We start from the raw sequence: 26,411 nt of genomic DNA on the forward strand, positions 1-26,411 counted from the left end.
TCGGGCTTATTCGGCGTCGTTCTTCAGACTAGTATGCACGCTTCAATCCACATTCGGGAGAAGCTCGCATGGCATCCGGCAACCTCATGCTCATTACCGGCGTCAGCAGCGGTTTCGGCCGCGCGCTGGCCCAGGAAGCGCTGGCCGCCGGTCACACGGTGGTCGGCACGGTACGCAGCGAGCAGGCGGCGCGCGCGTTCGAAGCGCTGTCCGCGCAGGCGGCCGTCGCGCGCGTGATCGACGTGACCGATTTCGAGCGCATCGACGGCGTCGTCGCGGACATCGAGGCGAACGTCGGGCCCGTCGACGTGCTGGTGAACAACGCCGGTTACGGGCACGAAGGGATCATGGAGGAGTCGCCGCTCGACGCGATGCGGCGGCAGTTCGACGTGAACGTGTTCGGCGCGGTCGCGATGATGAAGGCCGTCGTGCCGTTCATGCGCGAGCGCCGGCGCGGCCGCATCCTGAACATCACGTCGATGGGCGGGCACATCACGATGCCGGGCATCGCGTACTACTGCGGCAGCAAGTTCGCGCTGGAGGGTATTTCCGAGACCGTCGGCAAGGAGCTCGCGCCGTTCGGCATCGCGGTGACGGCCGTCGCGCCGGGTTCGTTCCGCACCGACTGGGCCGGCCGCTCGATGGCGCGCACGCCGCGCTCGATCGCCGACTACGATGCGCTGTTCGACCCGATCCGCCGCGCGCGCGAGGAAAAAAGCGGCAAGCAGCCGGGCGATCCCGCGAAGGCCGCGCGGGCGATGCTCGCCGTGATGGCAGCGGACCATCCGCCCGCGCATCTGCTGCTCGGCAGCGATGCGCTGCGGCTCGTGCGCGACAAGCTGGCGGCGCTGGACGACGAAATCCGCGCGTGGGAAGCCGTGACGGTGTCGACGGACGGCTGACGCGCTGCGTCGTTCGTTTCCTGCCGGTGAATGATCGGCCATCGCATTGCACGATGGCGTCGCGATTTCACAATAAAGCCGATAATGACGGCGGCCCGTTCGCCACGTTCATCCACCTCACAGGAGCACCGCGATGCCGTACGTCACCACGAAGGACAACGTCGAGATTTTCTACAAGGACTGGGGCCCGAAAGATGCGCAGCCCATCGTGTTCCACCACGGCTGGCCGCTGTCCAGCGACGACTGGGACGCGCAACTGCTGTTCTTCGTCCAGAACGGCTATCGCGTGATCGCGCACGACCGGCGCGGCCATGGCCGCTCGGCGCAGGTGTCGGACGGTCACGACATGGATCATTACGCGGCGGATGCATTCGCGGTCGTCGAAGCGCTCGACCTGCGCAATGCGGTGCATATCGGTCACTCGACCGGCGGCGGCGAAGTGGCGCGCTACGTCGCGAAGCACGGCGAGCCGGCCGGCCGCGTCGCGAAGGCCGTACTGGTCAGCGCGGTGCCGCCGCTGATGCTGAAAACCGAATCGAACCCCGAAGGCCTGCCGCTCGAGGTGTTCGACGGCTTCCGCAAAGCGCTCGCCGACAATCGCGCGCAGTTCTTCCTCGACGTGCCGAGCGGTCCGTTCTACGGGTTCAACCGCGAAGGTGCAACCGTGCATCAGGGCGTGATCCGCAACTGGTGGCGGCAGGGGATGGAAGGCAGCGCGAAGGCGCATTACGACGGCATCAAGGCGTTTTCGGAAACGGATCAGACCGACGACCTGAAGTCGATCTCCGTTCCGACGCTCGTGCTGCATGGCGAGGACGACCAGATCGTGCCGATCGCGGATGCCGCGCTGAAGTCGATCAAGCTGCTGAAGAACGGCACGCTGAAGACGTACCCGGGCTATTCGCACGGGATGCTGACGGTCAACGCCGACGTGCTCAACGCCGATCTGCTCGCGTTCGTGCGGGCGTAAGGATGGCGGCGCCGGCCCGCTGCGGCGGGCGGCGCCGTGATTGAAGGCGGGCGATCCGGCCGCGGCTGCGATCGCCCGCGCCGTGTTTTCACCCGCTAACCGTTGCGCAGGAATACGACATAACCGCGAAACCACGGATTCGACGCGAGATACGGCGGCGCATCCCATTCGCCGCCCTGGATCACGCCGATCCGAAACGGCAGTTGCAGCCGCGCGACGCGCGGCAGGTACGCCGCATAGTCGGGAATCGTGCGGCGGCCCTGGTAGGTCTGCACGACCACCTCGTCGACGATCCCCTTGAGCTGGTTGACCTGGTCGGTATCGATGCGGCTGCTCCAGTCGAGCAGCCCCGTGATGCTGAGCCGGCAATCGGCGGGCAACGTATCGCGCAACGTGCGCAGGAACGCAAGGTAATCCTGAAGATGACGCGTGCCGGCATCGAAGTCGATCTGGATGCCGGCGATCGTGCGACCCGACGCACGCCAGCGTGCGAGCTGCGCGAGCATGATCTGCGTGACGCGCGGCGTCCAGCGCAGCGTATGCGCCCGATAGACGAGCCACACGCGCGCATCGGGCGCGGGCGGCAGCGCGACGCCCTGCGCGATCACGCGCACCTGCGACTCGTCTTGCGGCGACGCTTCGATCTGTCCTTGCAGCACGTAGACGATGCGCGCACCGCGCACGACCGCCTGCGGCTTCACGCCCGCCCACAGCCAGAACGCGTCGTACCGCGCGGCGTCGACGGTGCCGCCGAGCGCGACGCGCGCGGCCAGCAGCAGCGCGACGCACGCGATGCGCTTCATGCGGCGCTTACCAGTAGTAGCGGAGCTTCTGCGCCCACGGGCTGCCCGGATAGGCGGTCTTCAGCGTGTCGAACCAGCGCTTGCGCGTGCTCTTCGGCACGTCCTTGCCGCCGCATTCGTTGGAGCCGCCCGGTGCATAGCACTTGATCGCGCGATAGAACGCGTACGCGCGGTCGTTCGGGTTCGCCTGCGTATCGGCCATCACCGTCACGTAGCTCGACATCCGCTCGTACGGCTTGCCCGCGAACTGCGACGGCGTCGCGCCGAGCGTCGGCGGCACGCGCGTGGCGGCCGTATTCGACGCGTTGCGGATCCACAGCGGCACCGGATCGCTTTCGAGGCCGGACATGGGCGGATGCAGCCGCACGAAATCGGCGAGGCAGTTCAGCCCTTTCGGATCGGCGGGATTCTGCTGCAGCGTCGCGGCGATGTCGCGCGCCGACAGGCACGTGTAGCCGTCTTCGTTTTTCGCGCCGGCCGCGACGAACGGCTTCACCGGATCGGTGGGCGTGCCGGGCACCAGCGCGGTATCGGCGAGGAAGTCCGCGTAGTGCGAACGCGTGAGCTCCTTGTACAGCAACGTGTACAGCGCGGTGCTGCGCAGCGCGCCGGTGGTCGCCTGATTCTGCGCCTGCGCGCGCAGCAGGTCGGCATTGGCCGTGCGCTGCAGCAGCACCCCGCGGATCGCGGCGTTCTGCACGGGCGAATCGTCGGCGAACGCGTCGTTGACGAGCCCGGCCTGCTCCAGGTTGATCGCGAGCGCGAGTTCGAGCATTTCGCGCTGGAAGCGGAACGTCGCGAGCGGGATCAGGTCGCGCCACAGCTGGCGGGCCTTGTCGTTCTGGCCGCTGTCCTCCAGCGCGAACCCGCGCAGCGCCTGCTGGCTCAGCCCGAAGTAGTCGAGCGGCGCGGCGGGCGTCTGCGGCAACAGGTCGAGGGCGGCGTCCGGCTTGTGCCCGAGCTGCACGTACCAGGTCGCGAGCAGGTAGTCGTACAGCGCGGGCGCGTTCGCGAAGCGCGGCTTCTGCGCCTGCAGCTCGTCCAGCGTCATCGGCTTGCGGCTCGCATCGGTGCTGTCCGACGTGCGCATGCGCTGCAGGTCGACGGTGGCGAGCACGGTCGGCGACTGGATCTGGCGCGCGTCGAATTCCGGGCCGAACAGCAGCTTGCTGTCGAGTTCGTTCGCCAGTTGCATCAGCGGCACGTTCGACGTCGCCGGCGACCAGCGCGCGAGCGCATGGCCGTACAGGTCCGCCTGCTGCGTGACATTGCCGCCGAGCCACGCGACCCGTCGCAACAGCCCGCTCGCGGACACCGCATAGCGCCCCTTCGGATATATCTTCAGGTAGGTCTGGAACACCGTGTTCGCCGCGTCGAGCGATACCTTCGTCACGCGCGCGCGCGTCGGCGTCGGGCTGTCGTTGTCGAATGCGTTGGCTTGCGCGGCGTTCAACTGCGCGCGCCCGGCCATGTACAGGCCGGTTTCCTTCAGCCACGGGTCCGCGCTGTGCGAGGCGTTCGCGAACGCGCGGGTCGCGGTGAGGAAGTCGGCGCGGTAGAACGCGTTCGTGCCGTCGAGGTACGCGGCGAACTGCTGGCCGAGCGGCGACTTGACCGGCGGCTTCGTCCACGCGGCACTCGCGCCGCCCGCGGCACAGGTCTTCTGCGCGATGTCGGCGCGCGCCGCGCGCAGGCGCGCGGCTTCGTCGGCGGGCAGGCCGCCGGCGCCGCCCAGTGCATCGTTGAACGCGTCCGCGCCCGCGCTCATGCTGCGGCAGATGCTGCCTTCGCCGTCCGCGTACCGGTTCGACGACGCATCGGCATCCGCCCCGCCGCCGGTCTTGTCGGGCGCCTTCTGGCCGATGTCGATCCATCCGGAGAAGTCCATCGGGAACGGCACGATGATCCGGTCGATCCGCTCTTTCGCGGGGATGGTCTTCGGGTCGGGAAACACCTGCGCGACCTTGGCGCTGTCGACCATCATCAGCATCGCGTTGATGCGCGTGTCGTTGGCGGGCGTCAGCATCGGTACGTTGCCGCACGAGTAGGACGTCTGCCGGAGCGTGTTCGGCACGTAGCAGCCGTCGTCTCCGCTCGCATGGGCGGCCGGCATCCACAGCAGGCTGGCCGCCAGCGCGGCGAACAGGTTTCGGTTCAGCGTCGGGTTTCTTGGCATTTTTCTTGTGTCGGGTAGGGGGCCGCGACGGCCGGTTCTCTCAGGGGGCGCGTTGCCCCGGCGCGTATCGTACCTCACGGGCCGTCATGTCCGGCAGTGTGCCGGCCTGCCAGCCGCGCCGGGGGCCGGCGCCCGCGAAACGGAAATCCACTCAGTGTGGACGCAACGCCACCTTGAATCCGGATCGCTTGAATTAAGATGCAGCCGGCAGTGGCGGACGTCCGACGATGGACGACCTGACGGGGGCCGCGCTGCACGACGGGGAGGGCTGCCGAAAGCGGCATTCGCGTTGATCCGCACGACGGAAGCGATCATGAAATGGACGCGGGAAGATGCCGGTTTCCATGCCTGTTCAATAGCATTGCTTAACGATTGTGCGGGCGAAACGATGCGTCGTATCCGCCCGACGGCAGACGAGAGTACGCCGAAAAATGAAAACAAGAGGATTCCGATGAAACCCATTACATGGATGGTCATGGCGGCCGCGCTCGCACTGACCGCATGCGGCGGCGACGATGTCGCGACGAACGGCGGCGCGTCGTCGTCGACGCCGACGAATCCCGGTTCGCCGTCCGGCTCGACGTCGCCCGGCGGCGGGTCGACAGGCGGCCCGACCGGCGGCGGCGCCACGCAGCCGCAGGCCGGCTGGTCGACGGCCGCCGCGGTGGACGGCAAGGGGCCGGAGGGCGCCCCGAGCGTGACGCTCGACGCGAGCGGCAATGCGCTCGCCACGTGGATGACCAACGGCCCGACCGGCGCGAACGGCAACGAGATGTGGGGCGCGCGCTATGCCGCTGGCTCGGGCTGGGGAACCGCGACGCGGCTCGACACGGGCGACGGCTCGCATTCGATGAACACGACGAGCTCGAGCCCGTCGCGCGTGGTCGGCAACGCGAGCGGGCAGGCCGTCGCGTTCTGGACCGAATGGATGCCGGGCCCGAACACGTATGCGCTGTGGGCACGCCCGTACAGCCCGGCCGGCGGCTGGGGCGCGGCGTTCGAAGTCGCGCCGGACGTGACGGGGTCGACCTATTCGGCCGGCATCGACGGCCAGGGCAACGCGCTCGTCGCGTGGACGCAGTCGATCAGCCTGCTCGATACGCGTATCGCATGGACGCGCTACACGCAGTCCGGACAGTGGTCGCCGACGGCGCTGATCCAGATGCCGGTGCAGACCGGGCCGGGCGCGGTGACCGGCGACACCGACAACGTGGGGCCGATGATCTCGGTGCTGTCGTCCGGCCGCGCCGTACTCGCGTGGCGGCAGACCAACCATACGCACTCGGCGCTGTGGACGGCCACGTACGACCCGGCCAACGGCTGGACCGACGTCAATCAGGCCGTATCGAACACGAGCCTGTTCACGACGATCATCTCGCCGGTGGCCGGCATGGACGCGAAGGGCGACATCACGCTGCTCTGGGGGCAGCTCGACGTGACGGGCGGGAAGCTCACCACCACCACGATGTCGCAACGCTACGTGTCCGGCACCGGGTGGCAGCCGTCGCAACCCGTCGCGCCCGCCATCGTCGAGCCGACCGGTTTCATCGCGACGCCGATGCTCGCCGTCAACGAGAACGGCGTGGCCGCCGCGATGTGGGCGGAAGGCGGCGCGGCGCTGCAGGTGAGCGTGTCCGATGCCAGCGGCAACTGGGGGCCGTTGCAGCGGCTGACCGAACACTTGAACGGCGCGGCACTCCAGTACCCGCCGCTCGTGGTCGATGCGGGCGGCAACGTGACGGCCGCGTGGCAGGACACCGGTTTGCCGGGTGCGTCGGCCGTGATCGCGGCCAGCTACCGGAAGGGTGCGTGGAGCGCGTCGACGGTGGCGCCGCAGAGCGCGTCGTGGCCCGCGCTGGCCGTCAACGCGACGGGAGCGATGGCGCTGCTCTGGCAATCGTACGTCGCGACGATCGGCAGCCAGATCCAGGCCAGCTTTTATACGCCGGGCACGTAAGCGCCTCGCATTGGGAAATCGAAGGAGAAACCATGAAGCAAACCTTGCATTGCACCGTACGGACCGCGCTGGGCGTCACGGTCGCCGGCCTCGTGCTCGCCGCGTGCGGCTCGACGCAGATGAACATGGTCGACGTGCAGACGTCGACCGCGAAGACGCTCGGGCTCGCGTCGTCGGACGAGATCACGATCGCCAACGTCCAGTACGGGAAGAAGGACGGGCTCGGCGGCCAGAAGGTGAGTTACGACGCGACGACCGGCAAGGGGCGGCGTTTCGGCTGTACGGTGTTCATGATTCCGGGGCTCACGCCGATCGATCGGCCGACGTACAACAACTGGGAATGCCATCCGCAACGCTGATGGCCGCGATGAGGACCGCGCCCGCCATCGGGCGTCGGTCGATCGCTTAGGGGGACGATGCATCGCGTGGGCCTTGCGCCCGCGCAATTTGGTCCGATAATCGACGAACCGATTCTTTCCTGCCCGCCGGTTCGATAAAAAAACTGTCATGGATCAAGCTGCATTTGTCCCTGTTTTCAAGTTCCGCACGATCGACTACCCCGAGCCGGACCGGTTCCACGTCTGGGTCAAGGACATGCTGTGCGACTATCGCCTCGACGACGACGGCGGCCACGGCCCGTGCGACGCGGAAGCCAGCGGCGCGGCGCTCGGCCCGCTGATCTTGTCGGGCCGGCACTGGCACTCGCGCGCGCCGACCTATACGGTTCGCCGCACCCCCCGGCGGATCCGGCTCGACGGGCAGGATTCGATCCGCTTCACGTTGCTGCTCGGCGGTCGGCTCGCGAGCCATACCGGCGGCCCCGAATTGATCAAGGGCGCCGGCGACCTGTTCGTCTACGACGTCGCGCAGATCAACGACTGCAAGGTCGAGGCCGGCGACGTGATCAGCCTCGTCGTGCCCCGCTACCTGCTGCCGAGCCATGCGGCGCGGATGCACGGCCAGACGCTGACGAGCGGCGTGGGCCGGCTGGTCGCCGATCAGATGCTGTCGCTGTTCCGGAACCTGCCGAACCTGCGCCAGCAGGACGTGCCGAGCATCGTGCAAGCGATGCTGTTGCTGCTGGCCGCGGCGGTGTCGCCGACCGCGCAGGTGTTGAACGACGCGCGCGGCCCGATCGAGCATGCGCTGGTCGACCGCGTGCGTCGCTACATCGACGTGCATTTGCTGGAGCCGGACCTGACGCCCGAACGGATCTGCCGCGACATCGGCGTGTCGCGGGCGCGTCTCTATCAGTTGTTCAAGGAAGAGGGCGGCGTCATGCGGCAGATCACGCGGCGGCGCTTGCGTCACGCGTATCACGTGCTCGGCGATCCGCAGCGCCGGCATCAGCGCATCGCGGAAATCGCGTGGGCGCACGGCTTTCCCGACGAGAAGTATTTCCACCGGCTGTTCAAGGCGGAATTCGGCCACACGCCGAAGGAGACGCTCGAGTGCGCGGCCGCGCCGATCCTGCTGCCGTGCGGTGCGACCGATGGGCGCTGGGGCGACGGCAGCCGGCTGGCGGGGTGGACGCTGCCGTTCGGGGTGCTCACCAACTGAGCGGTCCATGCGCGAGCGCCGTGCGGCGCGGCCGGCTGTATTCGCGCATCACGCGCACACGCTGCTGGCGATGCCTCCGTCGTCCATCTCGTCCAGCGCGGCGCGCAAGTCGTCGATGGCCACCATCAGCTCACGCACCTGCCGTAACGACGGGTACTGATGCAGCACGGCCTGCCATTGCGGCAGGGTCAGCAGCGCGTGCCAGATGACGCCGAGGCCGTCCGGATCGGCATCCGGCCGTTGCGCGAACACGCTCGCGTATTCGAGGCTCGCCTGCGCGGACAGCAGCTGCATCCGGCTCGCGGCGCTCAGCAGCCGCGGCGTCGCATCCGCCGACGCGTCGCAGCAATACAGCACTTCGCGGGCCAGCGCCGCTTCGTCGGTCGTCAGCGCATGCAGCGATGCGCCATGCACGCGTACCGTGCCCTGGTGCGTCTCGAACGCATAGACCGCGTCGGGGGCCGCCTGCGCGAGCAGGGTCAGGCCGCGCAGCAGCCGCGGCAGATCGGTCGTTGCGGCATCCGCGGACGCCTTCGCCTCGACGAGGAAGCGCACGTTCCACGCGGGTGCCGGGTCGTTGCCGCGCGCGCGTTCGAGCAGGATCGCATCCCATTCGGTTTTCGCGCGGTCGTGCCGGCCCGGGATCGACGACGGCACGCGCATCGACGTGACGACGCGGTAGGTGCGCTGCTCGTCCACCGCGTCGAGCCTGCGCGCCAGTGCGTCGAGCGCCTGCGCCGCCAGCGCTTCGACGGCCGCGCCGCGCTGCTGCGACGCGACGCCCTGCGCGACGGCGACCGTGCTGCCGACGAGCGGCCCCTGCCGGACCCACAGCGCGCGGTAGCGACGGACGTCCTCGTCCGCGGCCAGCGCATCGAGCCGCAGCATGCGTTCGAGCGCGGGGCTGTCCTTCAGTTTGACGATGTCCTGCTCGAACGCCGCGTCGGTCGCCATCTCGGGCAGTGCGAGCAGATGCGCGAGTGCCGCGTGCAGCTCGGCCCACGACGCCGAAGTGGCCGCCGCATGCAGGCGCGCGAGGCCGTCGCGTTGCCAGGCCTGGGCGCTTCGTTCGAGCTTGGCCGGGTGCGCGATCGCATTGACGGCCGAGTGGAGCGCGCGCCGGTCCTGCTCGGCGTGCGCGGACAACGACGCGTATTCGCGCACGTTCGGCGCATCGTGACGCAGCACCGACGCCTGAAACGACGGATCGCCGGATGACGGATCCATCGCGTCGCGGATCATCCGCGCGAGCGCATCGATGAAGCGCTGCCGCAAGTCGGCGCCGGGCGCGTGGCCGTCCGCCCGCAACCTGCGCGCTTCCTCGATCACGATCGCCAGCGCGGTGGCCGGATTCGTCGCGTCGGTCAGCGACGACGCGCGCTCGAGCGGCGGCAGCCGGTAACGGCGCGCGACGGCGCGCAGGATGGCGTCGAGCAGGGCGGGAAGCGGTGTCAGCGACATGGCGGTCTGGGCGAGAAAGAGACCTGACCCGTCACGCGGTCAGCGTCACCGACAGGCTGCCGAGCTCGCCGAAGCGCACCGTCAGCGCATCGCCGAGCGGCACGTCGATCGCGCCCGCGTACGAGCCCGTCGTCACGATCTGGCCGGCGCGCACCGCATCGCCGCGCGACGCGAGGAAATTGAGGAGCCATACCAGCGGCTTCAGCGGATCGCCGTCCGGATGGCGGCCGTCGATCGTGCGGTTCAGCGCGCCTTCGAACGATAGCGCGAGCGTCGCGAGCGGCACGTTCAGCCCGTCGGGCACGACCGGGCCGACGCACAGCCCCTGGTTGAATTGCCCGTCGGCCAGCAGCTCGAACTTCGATGCGCGCGCCGGTTCCGCATAGCGGCAGCCGAGTACCTCGAGCACGATGCGCACTTCCCGGATCGCCGCGCGCACGTCGCCTTCGTCATACGGCTGCTCGCGCGCGGGCAGGTCGCGATCGAGCACGAACGCGATTTCCGGCTCGATCCGCACGATCGGGCCGCCGACGACGCGGTACGGCGCATCGGCTTCGCGGATCGTCGACGCGAAGATCGGCGCGAGGATCACGCGATCGGGCGGCGGCAGCGCGCATTTCCATCCGCCGACGGGTTCGCCGAGCAGATCGGCCACGCGCTGCTGGATCGCGAGCGCGGTGTCGATGTCGTCGGGGCGCAGTGCATCGGGCAACAGCGGGCCGGGCGAGCCGGCATGGCGGGCGGCGACGAGATGCTGGGCGGCGCCGTCCACGCGTTCGGTAGTCGTTGTCATGTCGGTTGAGCGAGTTGAAAGTGGGGCCGGCAAAAAAGGGCCGGACGAAAGTCGCATAGTCGATGATAGCGCCTTCGGCGCGATGGGCGCTCGAAAGGGCAGCGGCGTCCGCATCGCCTGCCCGGTTCGGGGGCTGAGCGACAACGCAAGCCGGCCGCTTCCCGTCGCGTCGCTTTGCCGCATGCGGCGGTAGCGCCGGCGCTTGACCGCCGTCAACATCCGGCCCCGCCGCCGGCCGATGATGGTGGCATGGCCGCACGCGACAGCGCGCGCGGCAACTCACCCCAGCGAGGTTCGCATGTACGAGAAAATCATGGTGGCCGTCGACGGCAGCGCTTCGTCGAAACAGGCGCTCGCCGAAGCCGTGAAGGTGGCGCTGGCGGGCGACACGCACGTCAACGCGGTGTATGTGGTCGACAAGTCGGTGCTGTTTACGTATGCGGGCCGTCTCGATCCGCACGCGCTCGTCGAGGAAATCCGCGACGACGGGCGCAAGGTGCTGCGCGAAGCCGAACAGATCATCGCGCTGGCCGGCGCGAAGGGCGAAGCCGAACTCGTCGAGACCGAGAGCATCGGCGAGGACGTCGCGGAACGCCTGCAACGCTACGTGAACGAGCACGGGATCGATCTCGCGGTGGTCGGTACGCACGGGCGGCGCGGCATCCGGCGCGTGCTGCTCGGCAGCGTCGCCGAGCGTTTCGTGCGCGGCTCGAAGTGCCCGGTGCTGCTGATTCGCGGCGACGACGCCGACGCGGCGGCCGCCGCGGCCGCGGCATGACGCGGCGCGCGCGATGATACGCCGCCAGTACCGGATCGTCGTCGCGGCGATCGCCGTGTTCGTGTCGCTCGCCGGCATGATGGCCGTCGTGACGGGCCTGCTGTTCGATGCCGCGACGGCGCTGCGCGGCGGCGCGCTTGCGTTGATCGTCGGCGTCGCCGGCTTCGTCGTGATGCTGAACCCGGGGCCGAAAGGCGAGGAGTGACCCGCACGGGCGGGGCGGCGGCGCACGTTCGTCGACGGTTCCGCGACGACTGGCGACAGCCGTTACGCCGCCGCGATGTCGCCTAGTCGCTTGTCATCGACGGCGCGTTCGTGTCGTCCTGCCCGTTCCCAATCATCAGCCGCTTCAACGTTTGCGCCAGCTCGGTGCTCTCCGGCTGAATCTTCCCTGCCTGCGCGAACGCGTCGCGCGCCTCATCCTGGCGCCCCAGCTTCCACAGCACTTCGCCCTTGTGCGCCAGCGCGGTCGCATGCGCTTCGCGTGCAGCGCTTGCTTCGTCGCCGTCCGCCGCGAAGGTCGCTATCGAGCGGTCGAACCACATGAGCGCTTCGTCGTGGCGGCCGACGCGATACAGCGCCCAACCCTTGCTGTCGAGCGCATACGCATCCGCCGGTTGCTTCGCGAGATACGCGTCGATCATCGCGAGCCCGCGCTCGACTTCCACGCCTGCGTCGACGAGCCGATAGCCGACGTCGTTCAGGTGATCGTCGGAAATGTCGCCGAGGTCGAGCACGGCGGCGATACGCGCCGTGTCGCGTTCCGAGATGGCCAGCGACAGCAGCTTGGCGACGATCTGCTGCCGTAATTCGCCGCCGACCCGGTTGCCGTTGGCGATCAGGCTGCCGAGATATTGCGTGTACAGGTCCGGCGTGCCGGGCGCGTTCGTGCCGTTCGCGATGGCCGCGCCCGGGCCCGCGCACCAGTCGGTGTCGTCGGGGGCGATCAGCACGCTGGTGGAGAGATTGATGTTCCGACGCGTACGCGATTGCGCGTAGTAGGTATTGCCACGGGCATCCGAATAGCCGCACGCGAGATATTCGTCCTGGACGTCCAGCACGTACGGCACGCCGCCGAGCGGCGCGTCGCTGGACGAATCGACCAGGCGGAACGATTGACCCATCTCGCCTTCGCCGATGATCGGGTTGAACACCCACTGCTGCTCCGGATGGAACTTCGGCAGCCGGATCCTGGCCGTGCGGCCGGCCGCGTCCGTCGTGCCGAAGATCACGTTGTCGTGCTCGGCCGATTTGCCGGGCAGCCCCGCGATGGCCTGGTCCGGCAGGAACAGCCGATAGCGCGCATTCGGCAGCGGTCGTTGCGTGACCGGGTCGCGCAACACGAATCGATGAACGTAAGCCCCTTTGCCGAACGACGCCGTCGGCGGGACGTAGGTGCGGGCGTGGGCGGCGGGCAGGGCGGCGCACCCGATCGCTGCTGCGACACAGGCAGTGGAAAGGCGTGATGTCATGAAAATGCGGTTCTTATTGGTGGCGATGTCATTGGCCGACGGCCGGTAAAACGGTCGAACGCATTGCGCGGTCTTCCATGAACGGCCCGCTGCCGGCCGGCGATTCCGCATGACACCGTCGTTCGTTCAATGCCATTCGATGCGGTTGAGTCCGATGTCCCGATTCAACGGAAAACGAACCGGCAGGACGCGGCACTGCCGTGCGAAGCATAGCAGGCGACACTATCAGTCCCTATTTCTGGACGTTGCAGCTCGATGAACGATGCCGTGATTTGTATCAAGTTGTGATACGTCGATCCGAAAGACAATTCATCCGAGCCGGACGAAAAGGATGCAGAAGGCGGACTGATTCCAATCCGACCGTCCTTTACAACCAGTATTTCCCCTCCTTAAATAATCAGGGTCTGCCAAAGACCGGAAAAACGAGATCCCCATGAGCCATTTCCTGGATAGATTGCGTTATTTCTCCACCACGAGGCCACGCTTTTCAGACGGGCACGGCGCCGTCACCGACGAAGACCGCAAATGGGAAGACGGTTACCGGACGCGCTGGCAGCACGACAAGATCGTGCGCTCGACCCACGGCGTGAATTGCACGGGTTCCTGCTCGTGGAAGGTCTATGTGAAAGGCGGGATCGTCACCTGGGAAACCCAGCAGACCGACTATCCGCGCACGCGTCCCGACATGCCGAACCACGAGCCGCGCGGCTGTTCGCGCGGCGCGTCGTACTCGTGGTACCTGTACAGCGCGAACCGCCTGAAGCATCCGATGGTGCGCAGCGCGCTCGTGAAGCTGTGGCGCGAACGCCGCCGCACGCTCGCGCCCGTCGACGCATGGCGCTCGATCGTCGACGACGATGAAGCACGGCGCTCGTACCAGAGCCGGCGCGGGCTCGGCGGCTTCGTGCGCGCGAGCTGGGACGAGGTCAACGAGATCGTTGCGGCCGCAAACGTCTACACGGTGGCGCGCTACGGTCCCGATCGCGTGGTCGGCTTCTCGCCGATTCCGGCGATGTCGATGGTGTCGTACGCAGCGGGCTCGCGCTACCTGTCGCTGATCGGCGGCGTGTGCCTGAGCTTCTACGACTGGTATTGCGACCTGCCGCCCGCGTCGCCGCAGACCTGGGGCGAGCAGACCGACGTGCCGGAATCGGCCGACTGGTACAACTCCACGTTCATCATGATGTGGGGCTCCAATGTCCCGCAGACGCGCACGCCCGACGCGCACTTCCTCGTCGAGGCGCGCTATCGCGGCACCAAGGTCGTGTCGGTGTTTCCCGACTACTCGGAAGGCGCGAAGTTCGGCGACCTGTGGCTGCACCCGAAGCAGGGCACCGACGCGGCGCTCGCGCTCGCGATGGGCCACGTGATCCTGAAGGAATTTCATCTTGCAGGGAAGAGCGATTATTTCGCCGACTACTGCAAGCGCTACACCGACATGCCGTGCCTCGTGCGGCTCGTGCCGCACGGCGACGGCTACGTGCCCGAGCGCCTCGTGCGCGCATCCGACTTCGACGACGCGCTCGACGAAGCCGCACATCCGCAGTGGAAGACCGTGATGATCGACGACGCGAACAGCGAGTTCGTCGTGCCGGTCGGTTCGATCGGCTTCCGCTGGGGTCAACAGGCGGACGCCGACAAGGGCAAGTGGAACCTGCGCGGCGAGACGTCGAAGGGTGCGGCGCTGTCGCCACGGTTGTCGTGCACGGCCGCGCACGACGACGTGGTCGACGTGCTGTTCCCGTATTTCGGCAACCAGCCGCACGCGCACTTCAACTCGACGCAGCATGCGTCCGTGCTGTCGCGCCGGATCGGCGTGCGGCGCATCGCGACGCGCAACGGCGACATGCTGGTCGCGACCGTCTATGACCTGTTCGTCGCGAACTACGGGCTCGACCAGGGGCTCGGCGGGCGCGACGTGGCCGCGAGCTACGACGACGATCTGCCGTACACGCCGGCGTGGCAGGAAGCGATCACCGGCGTAAAGCGCGCGGACGTGATCTCGGTCGCGCGGCAGTTCGCGGAGAACGCGCACAAGACGCAGGGCAAGTCGATGGTGATCATCGGCGCGGGGATCAACCACTGGTTCCACATGGACATGTCGTACCGCGCGATCATCAACATGTTGATCATGTGCGGCTGCATCGGCAAGCCCGGCGGCGGCTGGTCGCACTACGTGGGCCAGGAGAAGCTGCGGCCGCAGACGGGGTGGACCGCGCTCGCATTTGCGCTCGACTGGAACCGCCCGCCGCGCCAGATGAATGCGACGTCGTTCTTCTACGCACATACCGACCAGTGGCGCTACGACCCGATGGATCCGGCCGCGCTGCTGTCGCCGCTTGCGGACAAGTCGCGGTTCCACGGCGCGCCGATCGACTACAACGTGCGCGCGGAGCGGATGGGCTGGCTGCCGTCCGCGCCGCAGTTGTCGGTGAATCCACTGAAGGTCGGCGCGAGCCTGGGCGACCCGTCGCAGGCGGGTGCGGACGTCGCGCGGCAGTTGCAGGCCGGCGCGCTGCGGATGGCGTGCGAGGACCCGGACGCACCGGACAACTTCCCGCGCAACCTGTTCGTATGGCGCTCGAACCTGCTCGGCTCGTCGGGCAAAGGCCACGAGTACTTCCTGAAGCACCTGCTCGGCACCACTCACGGCGTGCAGGGCGAGGACCTCGGCGCGACCGGCGGCCGGCGTCCCGAGGAGGTGACGTGGCACGACGAAGCGCCGCGCGGCAAGCTCGATCTGCTCGTGACGCTCGACTTCCGCATGTCGACGACCTGCATGTACTCGGATGTCGTGCTGCCGACCGCGACGTGGTACGAGAAGGACGACATGAACACGTCCGACATGCACCCGTTCATCCATCCGTTGTCGGCGGCGGTCGATCCCGCGTGGGAATCGAAGAGCGACTGGGAGATCTTCAAGGGGATCGCGAAGCGCTTCTCCGAGCTGTGCGACGGGCATCTCGGCGTCGAGCGCGACGTCGTGCTCGCGCCGATCGCGCACGATACGCCGGGCGAACTCGCGCAACCGTTCGACGTGCAGGACTGGAAGCGCGACGAATGCGAACCGGTGCCGGGCCGCACGATGCCGGCGGTGGTCGCGGTCGAACGCGACTATCCGAACACGTATGCGCGCTTCACGTCGCTCGGCCCGCTGATGGACAAGCTCGGCAACGCCGGAAAGGGCATCGGCTGGGATGCGAAAGACGAAGTGAAGCTGCTCGGCGAACTGAACTACAAGGTCGCTCACGGCGCCGCGCAAGGGCGCCCGCGGATCGACACCGCACTCGATGCGGCCGAGGTGATCCTCGCGCTCGCACCTGAAACCAACGGCGAAGTGGCGGTGAAGGCATGGTGCGCGCTGTCCGGCATCACCGGCATCGATCACACGCACCTGGCCGCCGCGCGCGCGGACGAGAAGATTCGTTTCCGCGACATCCAGGCGCAACCGCGCAAGATCATTTCATCGCCGACGTGGAGCGGGATCGAATCCGAGCACGTGTCGTACAACGCCGGCTACGTGAACGTGCATGAACTCGTGCCGTGGCGCACGATGAGCGGCCGCCAGCAGCTCTATCAGGATCACGCGTGGATGCGTGCATTCGGCGAATCGCTGTGCGCGTACAAGCCGCCGGTCGATACGGGCAGCTACGAACACATGGTCGGCACGCGCTCGAACGGCAACCCCGAACGTGTGCTGAACTTCCTGACGCCGCATCAGAAGTGGGGCATCCACAGCACGTACACGGACAACCTGCTGATGCTGACGCTGTCGCGCGGCGGGCCGATCGTGTGGATGTCGGAGGACGACGCGAAGGCGATCGGCGCGGTCGATAACGACTGGATCGAGTGCTACAACGCGAACGGCGCATTGTGCGCGCGGGCGGTGGTGAGCCAGCGGATTCCGTCCGGGATGGTGATGATGTATCACGCGCAGGAGAAGATCGTGAATACGCCGGGCTCCGAGATCACCGGCACGCGCGGCGGCATCCACAACTCGGTCACGCGCATTGCGCTGAAGCCGACTCATATGATCGGCGGCTACGCGCAGCTCGCGTACGGGTTCAACTACTACGGCACGGTCGGCTCGAATCGCGACGAATTCCTGATCGTGCGCAGGATGAACAGGGTCGACTGGCTCGACGGCGAAGAAGCCGCGACCGATACGTCGAACGTCCGCACCGGAGAAACGTCATGAAGATACGCGCACAGATCGCGATGGTGCTGAACCTCGACAAGTGCATCGGGTGCCATACGTGCTCGGTGACCTGCAAGAACGTGTGGACGAGCCGCGAAGGGATGGAATACGCGTGGTTCAACAACGTCGAGACGAAACCGGGCATCGGCTATCCGAAGGACTGGGAGAACCAGGACCGCTGGCGTGGCGGGTGGCAGCGACGCGCGGACGGCAGGATCGAGCCGCGACTCGGCGGCAAGTGGCGGTTGCTCGCGCAGATCTTCGCGAACCCGCATTTGCCCGAGATCGACGACTACTACGAGCCGTTCACGTTCGACTACGCGCATCTTCAGGAAGCCGGCAACACGCGTGCGATGCCGGTCGCGCGGCCGCGCTCGCTGATCAGCGGCCAGCGGCTCGAGAAGATCGAGTGGGGGCCGAACTGGGAGGAAATTCTCGGCGGCGAATTCGAGAAGCGCGCGAAGGACACCAACTTCGAGAACGTGCAGAAGGACATCTACGGGCAGTTCGAGAACACCTTCATGATGTACCTGCCGCGCCTGTGCGAGCACTGCCTGAACCCCGCGTGCGTCGCGGCGTGCCCGTCGGGCTCGATCTACAAGCGCGAGGAAGACGGCATCGTGCTGATCGACCAGGACAAGTGCCGCGGCTGGCGCATGTGCGTGTCCGGCTGCCCGTACAAGAAGATCTACTACAACTGGCAGAGCGGCAAGGCCGAGAAGTGCATCTTCTGCTATCCGCGTATCGAGGCCGGCCAGCCGACCGTGTGTTCGGAAACCTGCGTGGGCCGCATTCGCTATCTTGGCGTGCTGCTGTACGACGCGGACCGGATCAGCGAGGCGGCCAGCGCGGAGAACGAGAAGGATCTGTACGAAGCGCAGCTGTCGCTGTTCCTCGATCCGGAAGACCCGGCTGTGATCGCGCAGGCGGAGCGCGACGGCGTGCCGGCCGCGTGGATCGACGCCGCGCGGCGTTCGCCGACCTACAAGATGGCAATCGACTGGAAGATCGCGTTCCCGCTTCATCCGGAATACCGGACGCTGCCGATGGTCTGGTACGTGCCGCCGCTGTCGCCGATCAACGCGGCCGCCAACAGTGGCGATCTCGGCATGAACGGCTACCTGCCGGACGTCGAATCGCTGCGCATTCCGCTGCGCTATCTGGCGAACCTGCTGACGGCCGGCGACGAAGCGCCCGTGAAGCTCGCGCTCGAACGGCTGCTCGCGATGCGCGCGTTCATGCGCGCGCGCCACGTCGACGGCATCGACGCGCGCGCCGTGCTCGACCAGGTCGGGCTGTCGCTCGCGCAGGTCGAGGAGATGTACCGCTATCTCGCGATCGCGAACTACGAGGATCGCTTCGTGATCCCGACCACACATCGCGAGTATGCGGAGAACGCGTACGACCTGCGCGCGTCGTGCGGCTTCTCGTTCGGCAACGGCTGTTCGGACGGCCGGTCGTCGGCGAGCCTGTTCAGCGCGAAGAAGGAGAAGGGCACACGGACCATTCCGATCCGCGAGGTCTCCCGATGAGCACCGCACCCGATCCGACCTATGCGGCGTTCGCCGCGCTGCTCGACTATCCGGACGACGCGCTCGTCGACGTGCTCGATTCGGTCGAAACGCACCTGCGCGAAGCGGCGCGTTTGCCGAGGACGGTACGCGCCGGGTTCGAACGGTTCTTTGCGTACATGCGCGAGCGCGACCTGCTGACGCTGCAGGAGAACTACGTCGCGCTGTTCGATCGCGGCCGCGCGACGTCGCTGCACCTGTTCGAGCACGTGCACGGCGAATCGCGCGACCGCGGACAGGCGATGGTCGACCTGCTGCAGATGTACGAGCGGCACGGGCTGTTCCTGAACCCGGGCGAACTGCCCGACTATCTGCCCGTGTTCCTCGAATACCTGTCGCGGCTGCCGGCGCCCGATGCGCGCAGCCTGCTCGCTGAAACCGGCGAGATACTGCGCGCGGTGGCCGGCCAGCTCGCGCAGCGCGGCAGTCATTACAGCTTCGTCGTCGGCGCGCTGTTGCCGATGGCGGGCCTCGCACCGGTCGACGCACCGGCCGCCGCGGACGACGACGTCGCCGCCGAGCGGCCGAGCGCCGACGACTACCGCGCGCTCGACGCGTCGTATGCGGACGAAGCCGTGCGCTTCGTCGGCGCTGCAACACCGGCGACCGCGGAGCAGACGGTGCGGTTCCACGACAAGCGGCCGGCCCGCGGCGCGTAAGCGCGGGCCCAACTGGGGAAACACATGAACGCTTACCTGCATCAGTTCCTGTTCGGGATCTACCCGTACATCTGTCTCGCGGTGCTACTGGTCGGCAGTCTGATCCGCTTCGACCGCGAGCAGTACACGTGGAAAAGCGATTCGTCGCAGCTGCTGCGCCACGGGATGCTGCGGCTCGGCAGCAACCTGTTTCACTGGGGCGTGCTGGTCGTCGTGCTCGGGCACTTCGCGGGCTTCCTGGCGCCGCACTGGCTCGTGTCGCCGTTCCTGTCGGCGTCCGGGCACCAGTTGGTCGCGATGGTGGCGGGCGGCGCGGCCGGCGTCGCGTCGATCGTCGGGCTGACGATCCTGATCTGGCGCCGCCTGGGCGATGCGCGCATCCGCAAGAACAGCCGCACGTCCGACATCGTGATCGTGCTGATGCTGTGGGCGCAGCTCGCGCTCGGGCTCGGCACGGTCGTACTGTCGACGCGCCACATGGACGGCGTGATGTTCGAGCAACTCACCGACTACGTGAAGGGCGTCGTCACGTTCCGGCCGGACATCGCGAGCCTGCTCGTCGGCGTGCCGCTCACGTACCGGCTGCACATCCTGCTCGGCTTCACGATCTTCCTCGTGTCGCCGTTCACGCGGATGGTGCACATCTGGAGCGGGATCGCGTCGATCGCGTACCTGATCCGTCCGTACCAGCTCGTACGCAAGCGCTGAGGAGGAAAAAGCATGAACGAGGTTCTTTCCGAAGTCGCGACGATGCCGCTGATCGTCAACGGCATCGAGATCGACGCTGCGTCGATCTCGGCGGAAGCCGAGCACTACCACGATGCAGCCGATCCGCTCGACGCGGCGCGGCGCACGCTCGCGGTGCGCGAGCTGCTGCGGCAGCGCGCGGTGTCGCTGGCGCTGCTCGACGAAGGCGCGCCGCTCGACGACGCGGCCGTCGACGCGCTGCTCGAACGCGAACTCACGCATGTGCCCGAACCCGATCGCGCGGCTTGCGAGCGTTATTACGCGCAGCACCCGGCGCGCTTTCGCCGCGACGACATCGTCCATGCGAGCCACGTGCTGTTCGCGATGACGGACCGCGTGCCGCTCGCGCCGCTGCGGCAGCGCGCGGAACAGGTGCTCGCCGACGTGGTGGCCGCGCCCGATACGTTCGAAGCGGTCGCGCGCGCGTCGTCGAACTGCCCGTCGGCGGAAGTCGGCGGCAGCCTCGGGCAACTGCTGCGCGGCGACACGGTGCCGGAATTCGAGGCCGCGCTGTTCGATACCGACGGCACCGGCGTGCTGCCCAAACTCGTCAACACGCGCTTCGGCTTCCACATCGTGCGCATCGAGCGCCGCGTGCCGGGCGACACGGTGCCGTTCGACGAAGCCGCCGACCAGATCGCCGCGTACCTCGCGGCGCGCGTGCGGCGGCAGGCGATCCGGCAGTACGTGGCGATTCTCGCGGGCGGCGCACGCGTCGAAGGCGTCGAATTCGACGGTGCGAACGGGCCGCTGGTTCAATGAAACGGGGTTTGGCGTATGGCAACTCAACAAGGTAATGCCGGGCGGGTGGTGAACGCACCGGCCGTTCCGCTGCGTGCGTGGTCGGTGCTGGCCGCGAGCACGCTCGCGTTCATGGTGTGTTTCGTCGTGTGGATGATGTTCGGCGTGCTCGGCGTGCAGTTGCGCACCGATCTCGGGCTGAACAGCACGGAGTTCGGGCTGCTCACGTCGACGCCGGTGCTGACCGGCGCGCTGATGCGCTTGCCGCTCGGCACGTGGACCGACCGCTTCGGCGGTCGCATCGTGATGACGGTGCTGCTCGTCGTGTGCGCGGTGCCCGTCTACGTCGTCAGCTACGCGACGCAGCTGTGGCAGTTCCTGCTGATCGGGCTGTTCCTCGGCTGCGTCGGCGCGTCGTTCGCGGTCGGCACGCCGTATGTCGCGCGGTTTTTCCCGCCGCAGCGACGCGGGCTCGCGATGGGCGTGTTCGGCGCGGGCACGTGCGGCGCGGCCGTCAACCTGTTCGTCACGCCGCTGCTGCTCGACGCGTATGGCTGGCGTTTCGTGCCGCGCATCTATGCGGTCGCGCTGCTCGTCACCGCGCTGATCTTCTGGTTCGCGTCGGCGCCCGATCCAGGGGCGGGCAAGCGCGGCGGATCGATGCTCGATTCGTTCAAGGTGCTGCGCGACCCGCGCGTGTGGCGGCTCTGCCAGTACTATTCGATCACGTTCGGCGGCTTCACCGCGCTGTCGCTGTGGATTCCGCAGTACCTGAAGAGCGAATACGGGATGTCGCTGGTGATGGCGTCCGCGTTCGCGGCCGGCTTCTCGCTGCCGGGCTCCGTGCTGCGCGCGCTCGGCGGCGCGCTGTCCGACCGCTTCGGCGCGCACGCGGTCACGTGGTGGGGGCTGTGGGTCGCGTGGATCGCGCTGTTCCTGCTGTCGTACCCGGCGACCGATTTCGTGATTCACACGATCGACGGAACCGCGACGCTGAACGTCGCGATGCCGGTGGCCGGCTTCGTCGCGCTGACCTTCGTGCTCGGCGCGGTGTTCGCGCTCGGGATGGCGTCGACCTTCAAGTACGTCGCCGACGATTTCGCGGACAACATGGGCGTCGTGACTGGCATCGTCGGGCTCGCGGGCGGGCTCGGCGGCTTCCTGCTGCCGATCCTGTTCGGCATGCTGCTCGACCTGCTGCGCGTGCGCACGACGTGCTTCATGTTCCTGTACGGAATCGTGTGGGTGTCGCTGATCCTCATTTACCTGTCGGAAGTGCGGCGCACACCCGTCGTCACGGGCTGACCTCCTTTCGATCGATCCGATGCGCCGGTGCGATGCCCGAGGGAGCCCGGGTCGCGCCAGCGCATCGTCCCGTTCGGAAGGGCGCGCGCGACGTATCCGGCCGCGCGCGCTTCTGTCAAACTGGCGCCCATGAAACCGCGCCTCGCTTCATCGCATTCCGCCGATTCCGCGCCTGCGCCCGCAGGCTTTCCCGACGCCGACGAACTGGCCGCGCTGCGCGCGTGGTACGCGGGCATGACCGTGCGTCAGGCCGTCGAACGCTACCTGCCCGACCGGCTCGGCGCGGGGCGCTCGGCGCGCGGCGTGATCGGCGCGATCCGCCGTCGCCTCGTGCGCGTCGCGCGGCAGGTTGGCCGCCCCGATCTCGCGGAACGGCTCGGCCATGCGGACGGTGAGCGTTTGCGGGAGGCGAAAGCGGCCACCGACGCGATCGCCCAACTGCGCCATGCACGCGCGCCGGCACCGCAGATCAGCGACGACGTCGGCCTGTGGCTGCCGGCGCGCGCGGTCGTGGCACTGCGTGCGCACGGGATCGCGACGCTCGCCGACCTGACGGTGCGGATTCCGCGCCGGCGCCAGTGGTGGCGGGCGATCGCGGGCCTCGGCATGGCCAGCGCGCGGCGCATCGACGCGTTCTTCGCCGCGCATCCGGACCTGACCGAACGGGCGCGCGCGCTGATCGCCGCGACGCCGCGCGGCAGCATCGTGCCGTGGGAGCACCTGAAGCTGCCGCATGAAGTCGACGGCTCGGCCGGCACGTTCCGCGCGCCGCGCGCGACCAGCACGCTCGACGCGGACAACGATTACGCGGCCGCGCACGCGTGGCTGTCGCTGCACGAATCGGCCGCGACGCGGCGCGCGTACCGGAAGGAGGCCGAGCGGCTGATCCTGTGGGCGATCGTCGAGCGCGGCCGCGCGCTGTCGTCGCTGACGACCGAGGATGCGCTCGCGTATCGCGCGTTCATCCGGCGGCCGACGCCGCACGAGCGCTGGGTCGGGCCCGTGCGGCCGCGCGGCGCGCCCGACTGGCGGCCGTTCTCGGGCGCGCTGTCCGCGCGCTCGGCGGCGTACACGCTGTCGGTGCTCGGTGCGCTGTTCCGCTGGCTGATCGAGCAGCGCTACCTGCTCGCGAATCCGTTCGCGGGCGTGAAGGTGCGCGACACGCGCGGCGCGACCGCGCTCGATACGTCGCACGCGTTCACCGAAGGCGAGTGGCTGCTGGTCCGCACGATCGCCGACGGGCTCGAGTTCGGCCAGCGCGCGGGCGACGGTGCGCCGCAGTCGGGCTGGACGCCGGCCGCCGCGCAACGGCTGCGTTTCATTCTCGATTTCGGCTATGCGACCGGGCTGCGCGCGAGCGAACTGGTCGGCGCGACGCTCGGCGACATCGAGACGGACGCGCACGGCGACGCGTGGCTGAAGGTGATCGGCAAGGGCAGCAAGGCCGCGCGCGTCGCGCTGCCGCCGCTCGCGCGTACGGCGCTCGATCGCTATCTGGTCGCGCGCCGGTTGCCGGTTACGCCGGCGCGCTGGCGGCCCGATACGCCGCTGATTCCGAGCCTGGCGGAAGACGACGCAGCCGCGATCACCAGCGTGCGGCTGTGGAAGGTGATGCAGCGTTTCTTCGCGCAGACGGCCGACGCCGTCGAAGCCGACCACCCGGCGCTCGCGCACAAGCTGCGCCAGGCGAGCCCGCACTGGATGCGCCATACGCATGCGACGCACGCGCTGGCGCGCGGCGCGGAGCTGACGACGGTGCGCGACAACCTGCGGCATGCGTCGATCTCGACGACGTCGATCTATCTGCATGGCGACGACGTGAAGCGGGCGCGGCAGATGTCGAGCGCGTTCGGCATCGACAAATGAGTGGAACGGCGCGGCATCGGCGCCGGTCAGACGATGTTTCGATCCCGGGGGTTCGTATGGCGTCGAGCCAGCGCACGGTCGATTTCATCGTCGAGCAGATCGCGGCGGCCGGTACGGTATCGGCCCGCAAGATGTTCGGCGAATACGGCATCTATTGCGACGGCAGGATGGTCGCGCTCGTCTGCGACGACCGGCTGTTCGTCAAGCCGACGCCCGAAGGCCGCGCGTATCTCGGCGCGTACGACGAAGCTCCGCCGTATCCGAGCGCGAAGCCGCATCTCGTGATTGCCGGCGATCGCTGGGACGACCGCGAATGGCTGGCGACGCTGATCCGGATCACCGCCGCGCACCTGCCGCTGCCGGTGAAGCGCAGCCGATGACGACCGCGCCGCATGCCGCGCCACGCCGTGCGGCGGGCAGGCGTATTCTGTGACACATGCACGCGAGCGTCGTGCGCCAGGGAGTACCAACATGGAGACATCCGGATTGACGCGCCGCCCGCGGCCGGCGCGCCGCGCATGGTACGCGCTCGTCGTGACCCTGTGTGTCGGCTGGAGCGCGCTGTCGTTCGGCGCGGAAGGCGCGAGCGGCGCGGCCGCGCTGCTCGACCGCTACCGCAGCCTCGGGCCCCAACTGAAGGACAACGCGTTTCACCGGCCCGTGGTGCTCGAATCGTCGGAAGCATCGTCGTCGCTGAAGGGCGACATCTACGCGGTCGTCGATTATCCGTTCGCGGCCGTGAACGGCCAGCTCAACGATCCCGTGCAAGGCCCCGCGAACTGGTGCGCGGTGCTGATCCTGCACCTGAACACCAAGTACTGTCATGCGTCGAGCGGCGGCAACGGCCCGGTGCTCGACGTGAACCTCGGCCGCAAGATCGAGCAAAAGCTGTCGGACACCTATCGCGTGCAGTTCCGCTATCGCGTGGCGGCCGCGACGCCCGATTATTTCCAGGTCGACCTGACCGCCGACAGCGGCCCGATGGGCACGAAGGATTACCGGATCGCGCTCGAGGCCGTGCCGGTCGGCGCGTCGCGCACGTTCCTGCATCTCACGTATTCGTACGGTTTCGGCACGGTCGGCCGGATGGCGATGAAAACCTACCTCGCGACGGTCGGCAGCGACAAGGTCGGGTTCACGACCGTCGGCGCCGCGTCGGCCGGGCAGCCCCAGTACGTCGGCGGCGTGCGCGGGCTGCTCGAGCGCAACACGATGCGCTACTACCTTGCGATCGACACGTATCTCGCGACGCTCGACAAGCCGATCGACCAGCGCCTCGCGCGCTGGTTCGACGCGACCGAGCAGTATCCGCAGCAGCTGCACGAAGTGGAGCGGGGCGCGTATCTGCAGATGAAAGCGCAGGAGGTGCAGCGGCAGCAGGCGGCGCGATGACGCCGCCTGTTGCCGCTGCTCGGCGTCGATCAGTTCGACGCGCCGCCGACCGTGCGAATGCTGTGCCACTGCCCCTGTTCGACGCGGAACAGCGTGTACGGCGGCTTGATCAGGTCGCCGCGCTCGTCGAACGAGATCTTGCCGGTCACGCCGGTGACCGACACGCCGGGCAGGCTCGCGACGATCTTGCCGCGATCGGGCGAATCGGCCTTGCGAACCGCCGCCATCATCGCGAGCGCGGCGTCGTACGCGAACGGCGCATATAGCTCGACGTCCTGGTTGAAGCGCGCCTTGTAGCGCTTGTCGCGCTGCGCGAACGCGACGGCCGACGGCAGCTTGTCGAGCGCGGGGCCGGGCTCCAGATCCTGCGTGCTTTCGCCCGCGTGTCGACCGCGCGGAACTCGGGCTCGGCGTGCGCATCAATCTGGCACGTGCGGCTACGCGCGGCTACGTGTTCGATCGTGAACCGCATCGTGTGGCTCTCCCAACGAAAACCCTGCAGTAGTGCCCCCCAATTGCCTCGCCGGTACGGCGGCGTCCAGGCCGATCCGGCCGCCTCGTGCCGGCCAACCGACCGTCCGGCCATTTCATAAGACGTACAGTTTTCCCGTGATGCGCGATTCGGGCGGAACTGTACTCTTGTTCGCGCGTTCGATGTGTGTACCCGCCGCAAACTGTTCTTCTCTTAAGATCAAACCATCAAGTGCACAGTGCCGCAGATCCAGTTGATCCGGAACCCTGGCGGCGCATCTTCAAGAGAGAGCCAGTGCGATGGAAAAGGCAAAACCGGAGGGGAAGATCAGGAATCACGACGGCCCGGTCGGCGGGCGAAACACGAGCAACACGTGCGTATCGGACGCACACGGCCTGACGGCGCGGCCGGGCGCGTCGGCGGGAGGCGCACGATGAAACTCTATGAAAAACTCGCGGACGATATCGAGCGCCTGATCCGCCAGGGCGTGTACCGGCATGGCGACCGGATTCCGTCGGTGCGGCAGGCGAGCCAGCAGCACCGGATCAGCATCACGACGGTGCTGCATGCGTATCTGCTGCTGGAAAG

General features: G+C 68.0%; 22 protein-coding genes and 1 pseudogene. 17 read left to right on the forward strand and 6 right to left on the reverse strand.

The features are described 5' to 3' along the window. Positions 1-68 precede the first annotated feature (68 nt). Both J8I35_RS29440 and J8I35_RS29445 read left to right on the forward strand, forming a co-directional pair. Complete coding sequence (locus J8I35_RS29440) at positions 69-902, forward strand: oxidoreductase (RefSeq protein WP_209928355.1); 834 nt, start codon at positions 69-71, stop codon at positions 900-902. A 133-nt stretch (positions 903-1,035) separates the two neighbouring features. Further along, positions 1,036-1,872 (forward strand): alpha/beta hydrolase, encoded by an 837-nt coding sequence (locus tag J8I35_RS29445; RefSeq protein ID WP_050014152.1) that lies wholly within the window; start codon positions 1,036-1,038, stop codon positions 1,870-1,872. A 95-nt stretch (positions 1,873-1,967) separates the two neighbouring features. On the opposite strand, the gene J8I35_RS29450 is transcribed toward J8I35_RS29445, so the two are convergent. Continuing rightward, positions 1,968-2,675 (reverse strand): DUF3142 domain-containing protein, encoded by a 708-nt coding sequence (locus J8I35_RS29450; RefSeq protein ID WP_050014153.1) that lies wholly within the window; start codon positions 2,673-2,675, stop codon positions 1,968-1,970. A 7-nt stretch (positions 2,676-2,682) separates the two neighbouring features. Beyond that, positions 2,683-4,851 carry a hypothetical protein gene (locus J8I35_RS29455; protein WP_209928358.1) on the reverse strand — a complete coding sequence of 723 codons (2,169 nt, stop codon included), beginning with the start codon at positions 4,849-4,851 and terminating at the stop codon, positions 2,683-2,685. Between the two features lie 451 nt (positions 4,852-5,302). Between J8I35_RS29455 and J8I35_RS29460 the strand changes: the two genes are divergently transcribed. The 3 genes from J8I35_RS29460 to J8I35_RS29470 all read left to right on the forward strand — a co-directional run bounded on the left by J8I35_RS29460 (position 5,303) and on the right by J8I35_RS29470 (position 8,368). Then, positions 5,303-6,808 (forward strand): hypothetical protein, encoded by a 1,506-nt coding sequence (locus J8I35_RS29460; protein WP_209928360.1) that lies wholly within the window; start codon positions 5,303-5,305, stop codon positions 6,806-6,808. Positions 6,809-6,840: 32 nt separating this feature from the next. Continuing rightward, complete coding sequence (locus tag J8I35_RS29465) at positions 6,841-7,167, forward strand: hypothetical protein (protein WP_124557104.1); 327 nt, start codon at positions 6,841-6,843, stop codon at positions 7,165-7,167. A gap of 148 nt (positions 7,168-7,315) precedes the next feature. After that, positions 7,316-8,368 carry an AraC family transcriptional regulator gene (locus J8I35_RS29470; protein ID WP_209928363.1) on the forward strand — a complete coding sequence of 351 codons (1,053 nt, stop codon included), beginning with the start codon at positions 7,316-7,318 and terminating at the stop codon, positions 8,366-8,368. A 48-nt stretch (positions 8,369-8,416) separates the two neighbouring features. Here the strand turns inward: J8I35_RS29470 and J8I35_RS29475 are convergent, their stop codons facing one another. Both J8I35_RS29475 and J8I35_RS29480 read right to left on the reverse strand, forming a co-directional pair. Then, positions 8,417-9,829, reverse strand: coding sequence for a 3-deoxy-D-arabino-heptulosonate 7-phosphate synthase (locus J8I35_RS29475; RefSeq protein ID WP_209928365.1), 1,413 nt, complete (start codon positions 9,827-9,829; stop codon positions 8,417-8,419). A 31-nt stretch (positions 9,830-9,860) separates the two neighbouring features. Further along, positions 9,861-10,622, reverse strand: a complete 762-nt coding sequence (locus J8I35_RS29480; RefSeq protein WP_209928367.1) for a fumarylacetoacetate hydrolase family protein — start codon at positions 10,620-10,622, stop codon at positions 9,861-9,863. Positions 10,623-10,920: 298 nt separating this feature from the next. On the opposite strand from J8I35_RS29480, the gene J8I35_RS29485 reads away from it, so the two are divergent. Together J8I35_RS29485 and J8I35_RS29490 are read left to right on the forward strand one after the other, a co-directional pair. Further along, complete coding sequence (locus tag J8I35_RS29485) at positions 10,921-11,400, forward strand: universal stress protein (RefSeq protein WP_209928371.1); 480 nt, start codon at positions 10,921-10,923, stop codon at positions 11,398-11,400. A 13-nt stretch (positions 11,401-11,413) separates the two neighbouring features. After that, the gene (locus tag J8I35_RS29490; protein WP_027786097.1) at positions 11,414-11,605 is read left to right on the forward strand and encodes a DUF2964 family protein; all 192 of its coding nucleotides are present in this window, start codon (positions 11,414-11,416) and stop codon (positions 11,603-11,605) included. Positions 11,606-11,687: 82 nt separating this feature from the next. On the opposite strand, the gene J8I35_RS29495 is transcribed toward J8I35_RS29490, so the two are convergent. Next, positions 11,688-12,743, reverse strand: coding sequence for a tetratricopeptide repeat protein (locus tag J8I35_RS29495; protein WP_235356233.1), 1,056 nt, complete (start codon positions 12,741-12,743; stop codon positions 11,688-11,690). A gap of 562 nt (positions 12,744-13,305) precedes the next feature. Here J8I35_RS29495 and J8I35_RS29500 point away from each other — a divergent pair. The 9 genes from J8I35_RS29500 to J8I35_RS29540 all read left to right on the forward strand — a co-directional run bounded on the left by J8I35_RS29500 (position 13,306) and on the right by J8I35_RS29540 (position 25,351). Then, positions 13,306-17,070 carry a nitrate reductase subunit alpha gene (locus J8I35_RS29500; RefSeq protein ID WP_209928376.1) on the forward strand — a complete coding sequence of 1,255 codons (3,765 nt, stop codon included), beginning with the start codon at positions 13,306-13,308 and terminating at the stop codon, positions 17,068-17,070. After that, positions 17,067-18,602, forward strand: a complete 1,536-nt coding sequence (narH, locus tag J8I35_RS29505) for a nitrate reductase subunit beta (RefSeq protein WP_089490303.1) — start codon at positions 17,067-17,069, stop codon at positions 18,600-18,602. The genes J8I35_RS29500 and narH overlap by 4 nt, the downstream gene beginning before the upstream one ends. After that, positions 18,599-19,300, forward strand: a complete 702-nt coding sequence (gene narJ / locus J8I35_RS29510) for a nitrate reductase molybdenum cofactor assembly chaperone (protein WP_209928381.1) — start codon at positions 18,599-18,601, stop codon at positions 19,298-19,300. The genes narH and narJ overlap by 4 nt, the downstream gene beginning before the upstream one ends. A 24-nt stretch (positions 19,301-19,324) precedes the next feature. Further along, positions 19,325-20,008, forward strand: coding sequence for a respiratory nitrate reductase subunit gamma (narI, locus tag J8I35_RS29515; protein ID WP_050014164.1), 684 nt, complete (start codon positions 19,325-19,327; stop codon positions 20,006-20,008). 12 nt (positions 20,009-20,020) lie between these two features. Next, entirely contained in the window at positions 20,021-20,809 is a 789-nt protein-coding gene (locus J8I35_RS29520; protein WP_050014165.1) for a peptidylprolyl isomerase, read from the forward strand. A 15-nt stretch (positions 20,810-20,824) separates the two neighbouring features. After that, positions 20,825-22,093 (forward strand): nitrate/nitrite transporter, encoded by a 1,269-nt coding sequence (locus J8I35_RS29525; RefSeq protein WP_050014166.1) that lies wholly within the window; start codon positions 20,825-20,827, stop codon positions 22,091-22,093. Between the two features lie 129 nt (positions 22,094-22,222). After that, positions 22,223-23,959, forward strand: a complete 1,737-nt coding sequence (locus J8I35_RS29530; RefSeq protein WP_209928382.1) for a site-specific integrase — start codon at positions 22,223-22,225, stop codon at positions 23,957-23,959. A gap of 56 nt (positions 23,960-24,015) precedes the next feature. Beyond that, on the forward strand, positions 24,016-24,339 hold the full coding sequence (locus tag J8I35_RS29535; RefSeq protein WP_209928384.1) for a TfoX/Sxy family protein: 324 nt from the start codon (positions 24,016-24,018) through the stop codon (positions 24,337-24,339). Positions 24,340-24,430: 91 nt separating this feature from the next. Then, positions 24,431-25,351 carry a hypothetical protein gene (locus J8I35_RS29540; RefSeq protein WP_209928386.1) on the forward strand — a complete coding sequence of 307 codons (921 nt, stop codon included), beginning with the start codon at positions 24,431-24,433 and terminating at the stop codon, positions 25,349-25,351. A gap of 29 nt (positions 25,352-25,380) precedes the next feature. Here the strand turns inward: J8I35_RS29540 and J8I35_RS29545 are convergent. Continuing rightward, positions 25,381-25,737: pseudogene (locus J8I35_RS29545) on the reverse strand (ABC transporter substrate-binding protein); the annotation flags it as partial. Positions 25,738-26,256: 519 nt separating this feature from the next. On the opposite strand from J8I35_RS29545, the gene J8I35_RS29550 reads away from it, so the two are divergent. Continuing rightward, positions 26,257-26,411 (forward strand): GntR family transcriptional regulator (locus J8I35_RS29550; protein WP_124469915.1); only part of this gene is annotated, 155 nt, incomplete at its 3' end.

The sequence above is a fragment of the Burkholderia sp. CpTa8-5 genome, assembly GCF_017815045.1.
Taxonomy (GTDB): domain Bacteria; phylum Pseudomonadota; class Gammaproteobacteria; order Burkholderiales; family Burkholderiaceae; genus Burkholderia; species Burkholderia sola.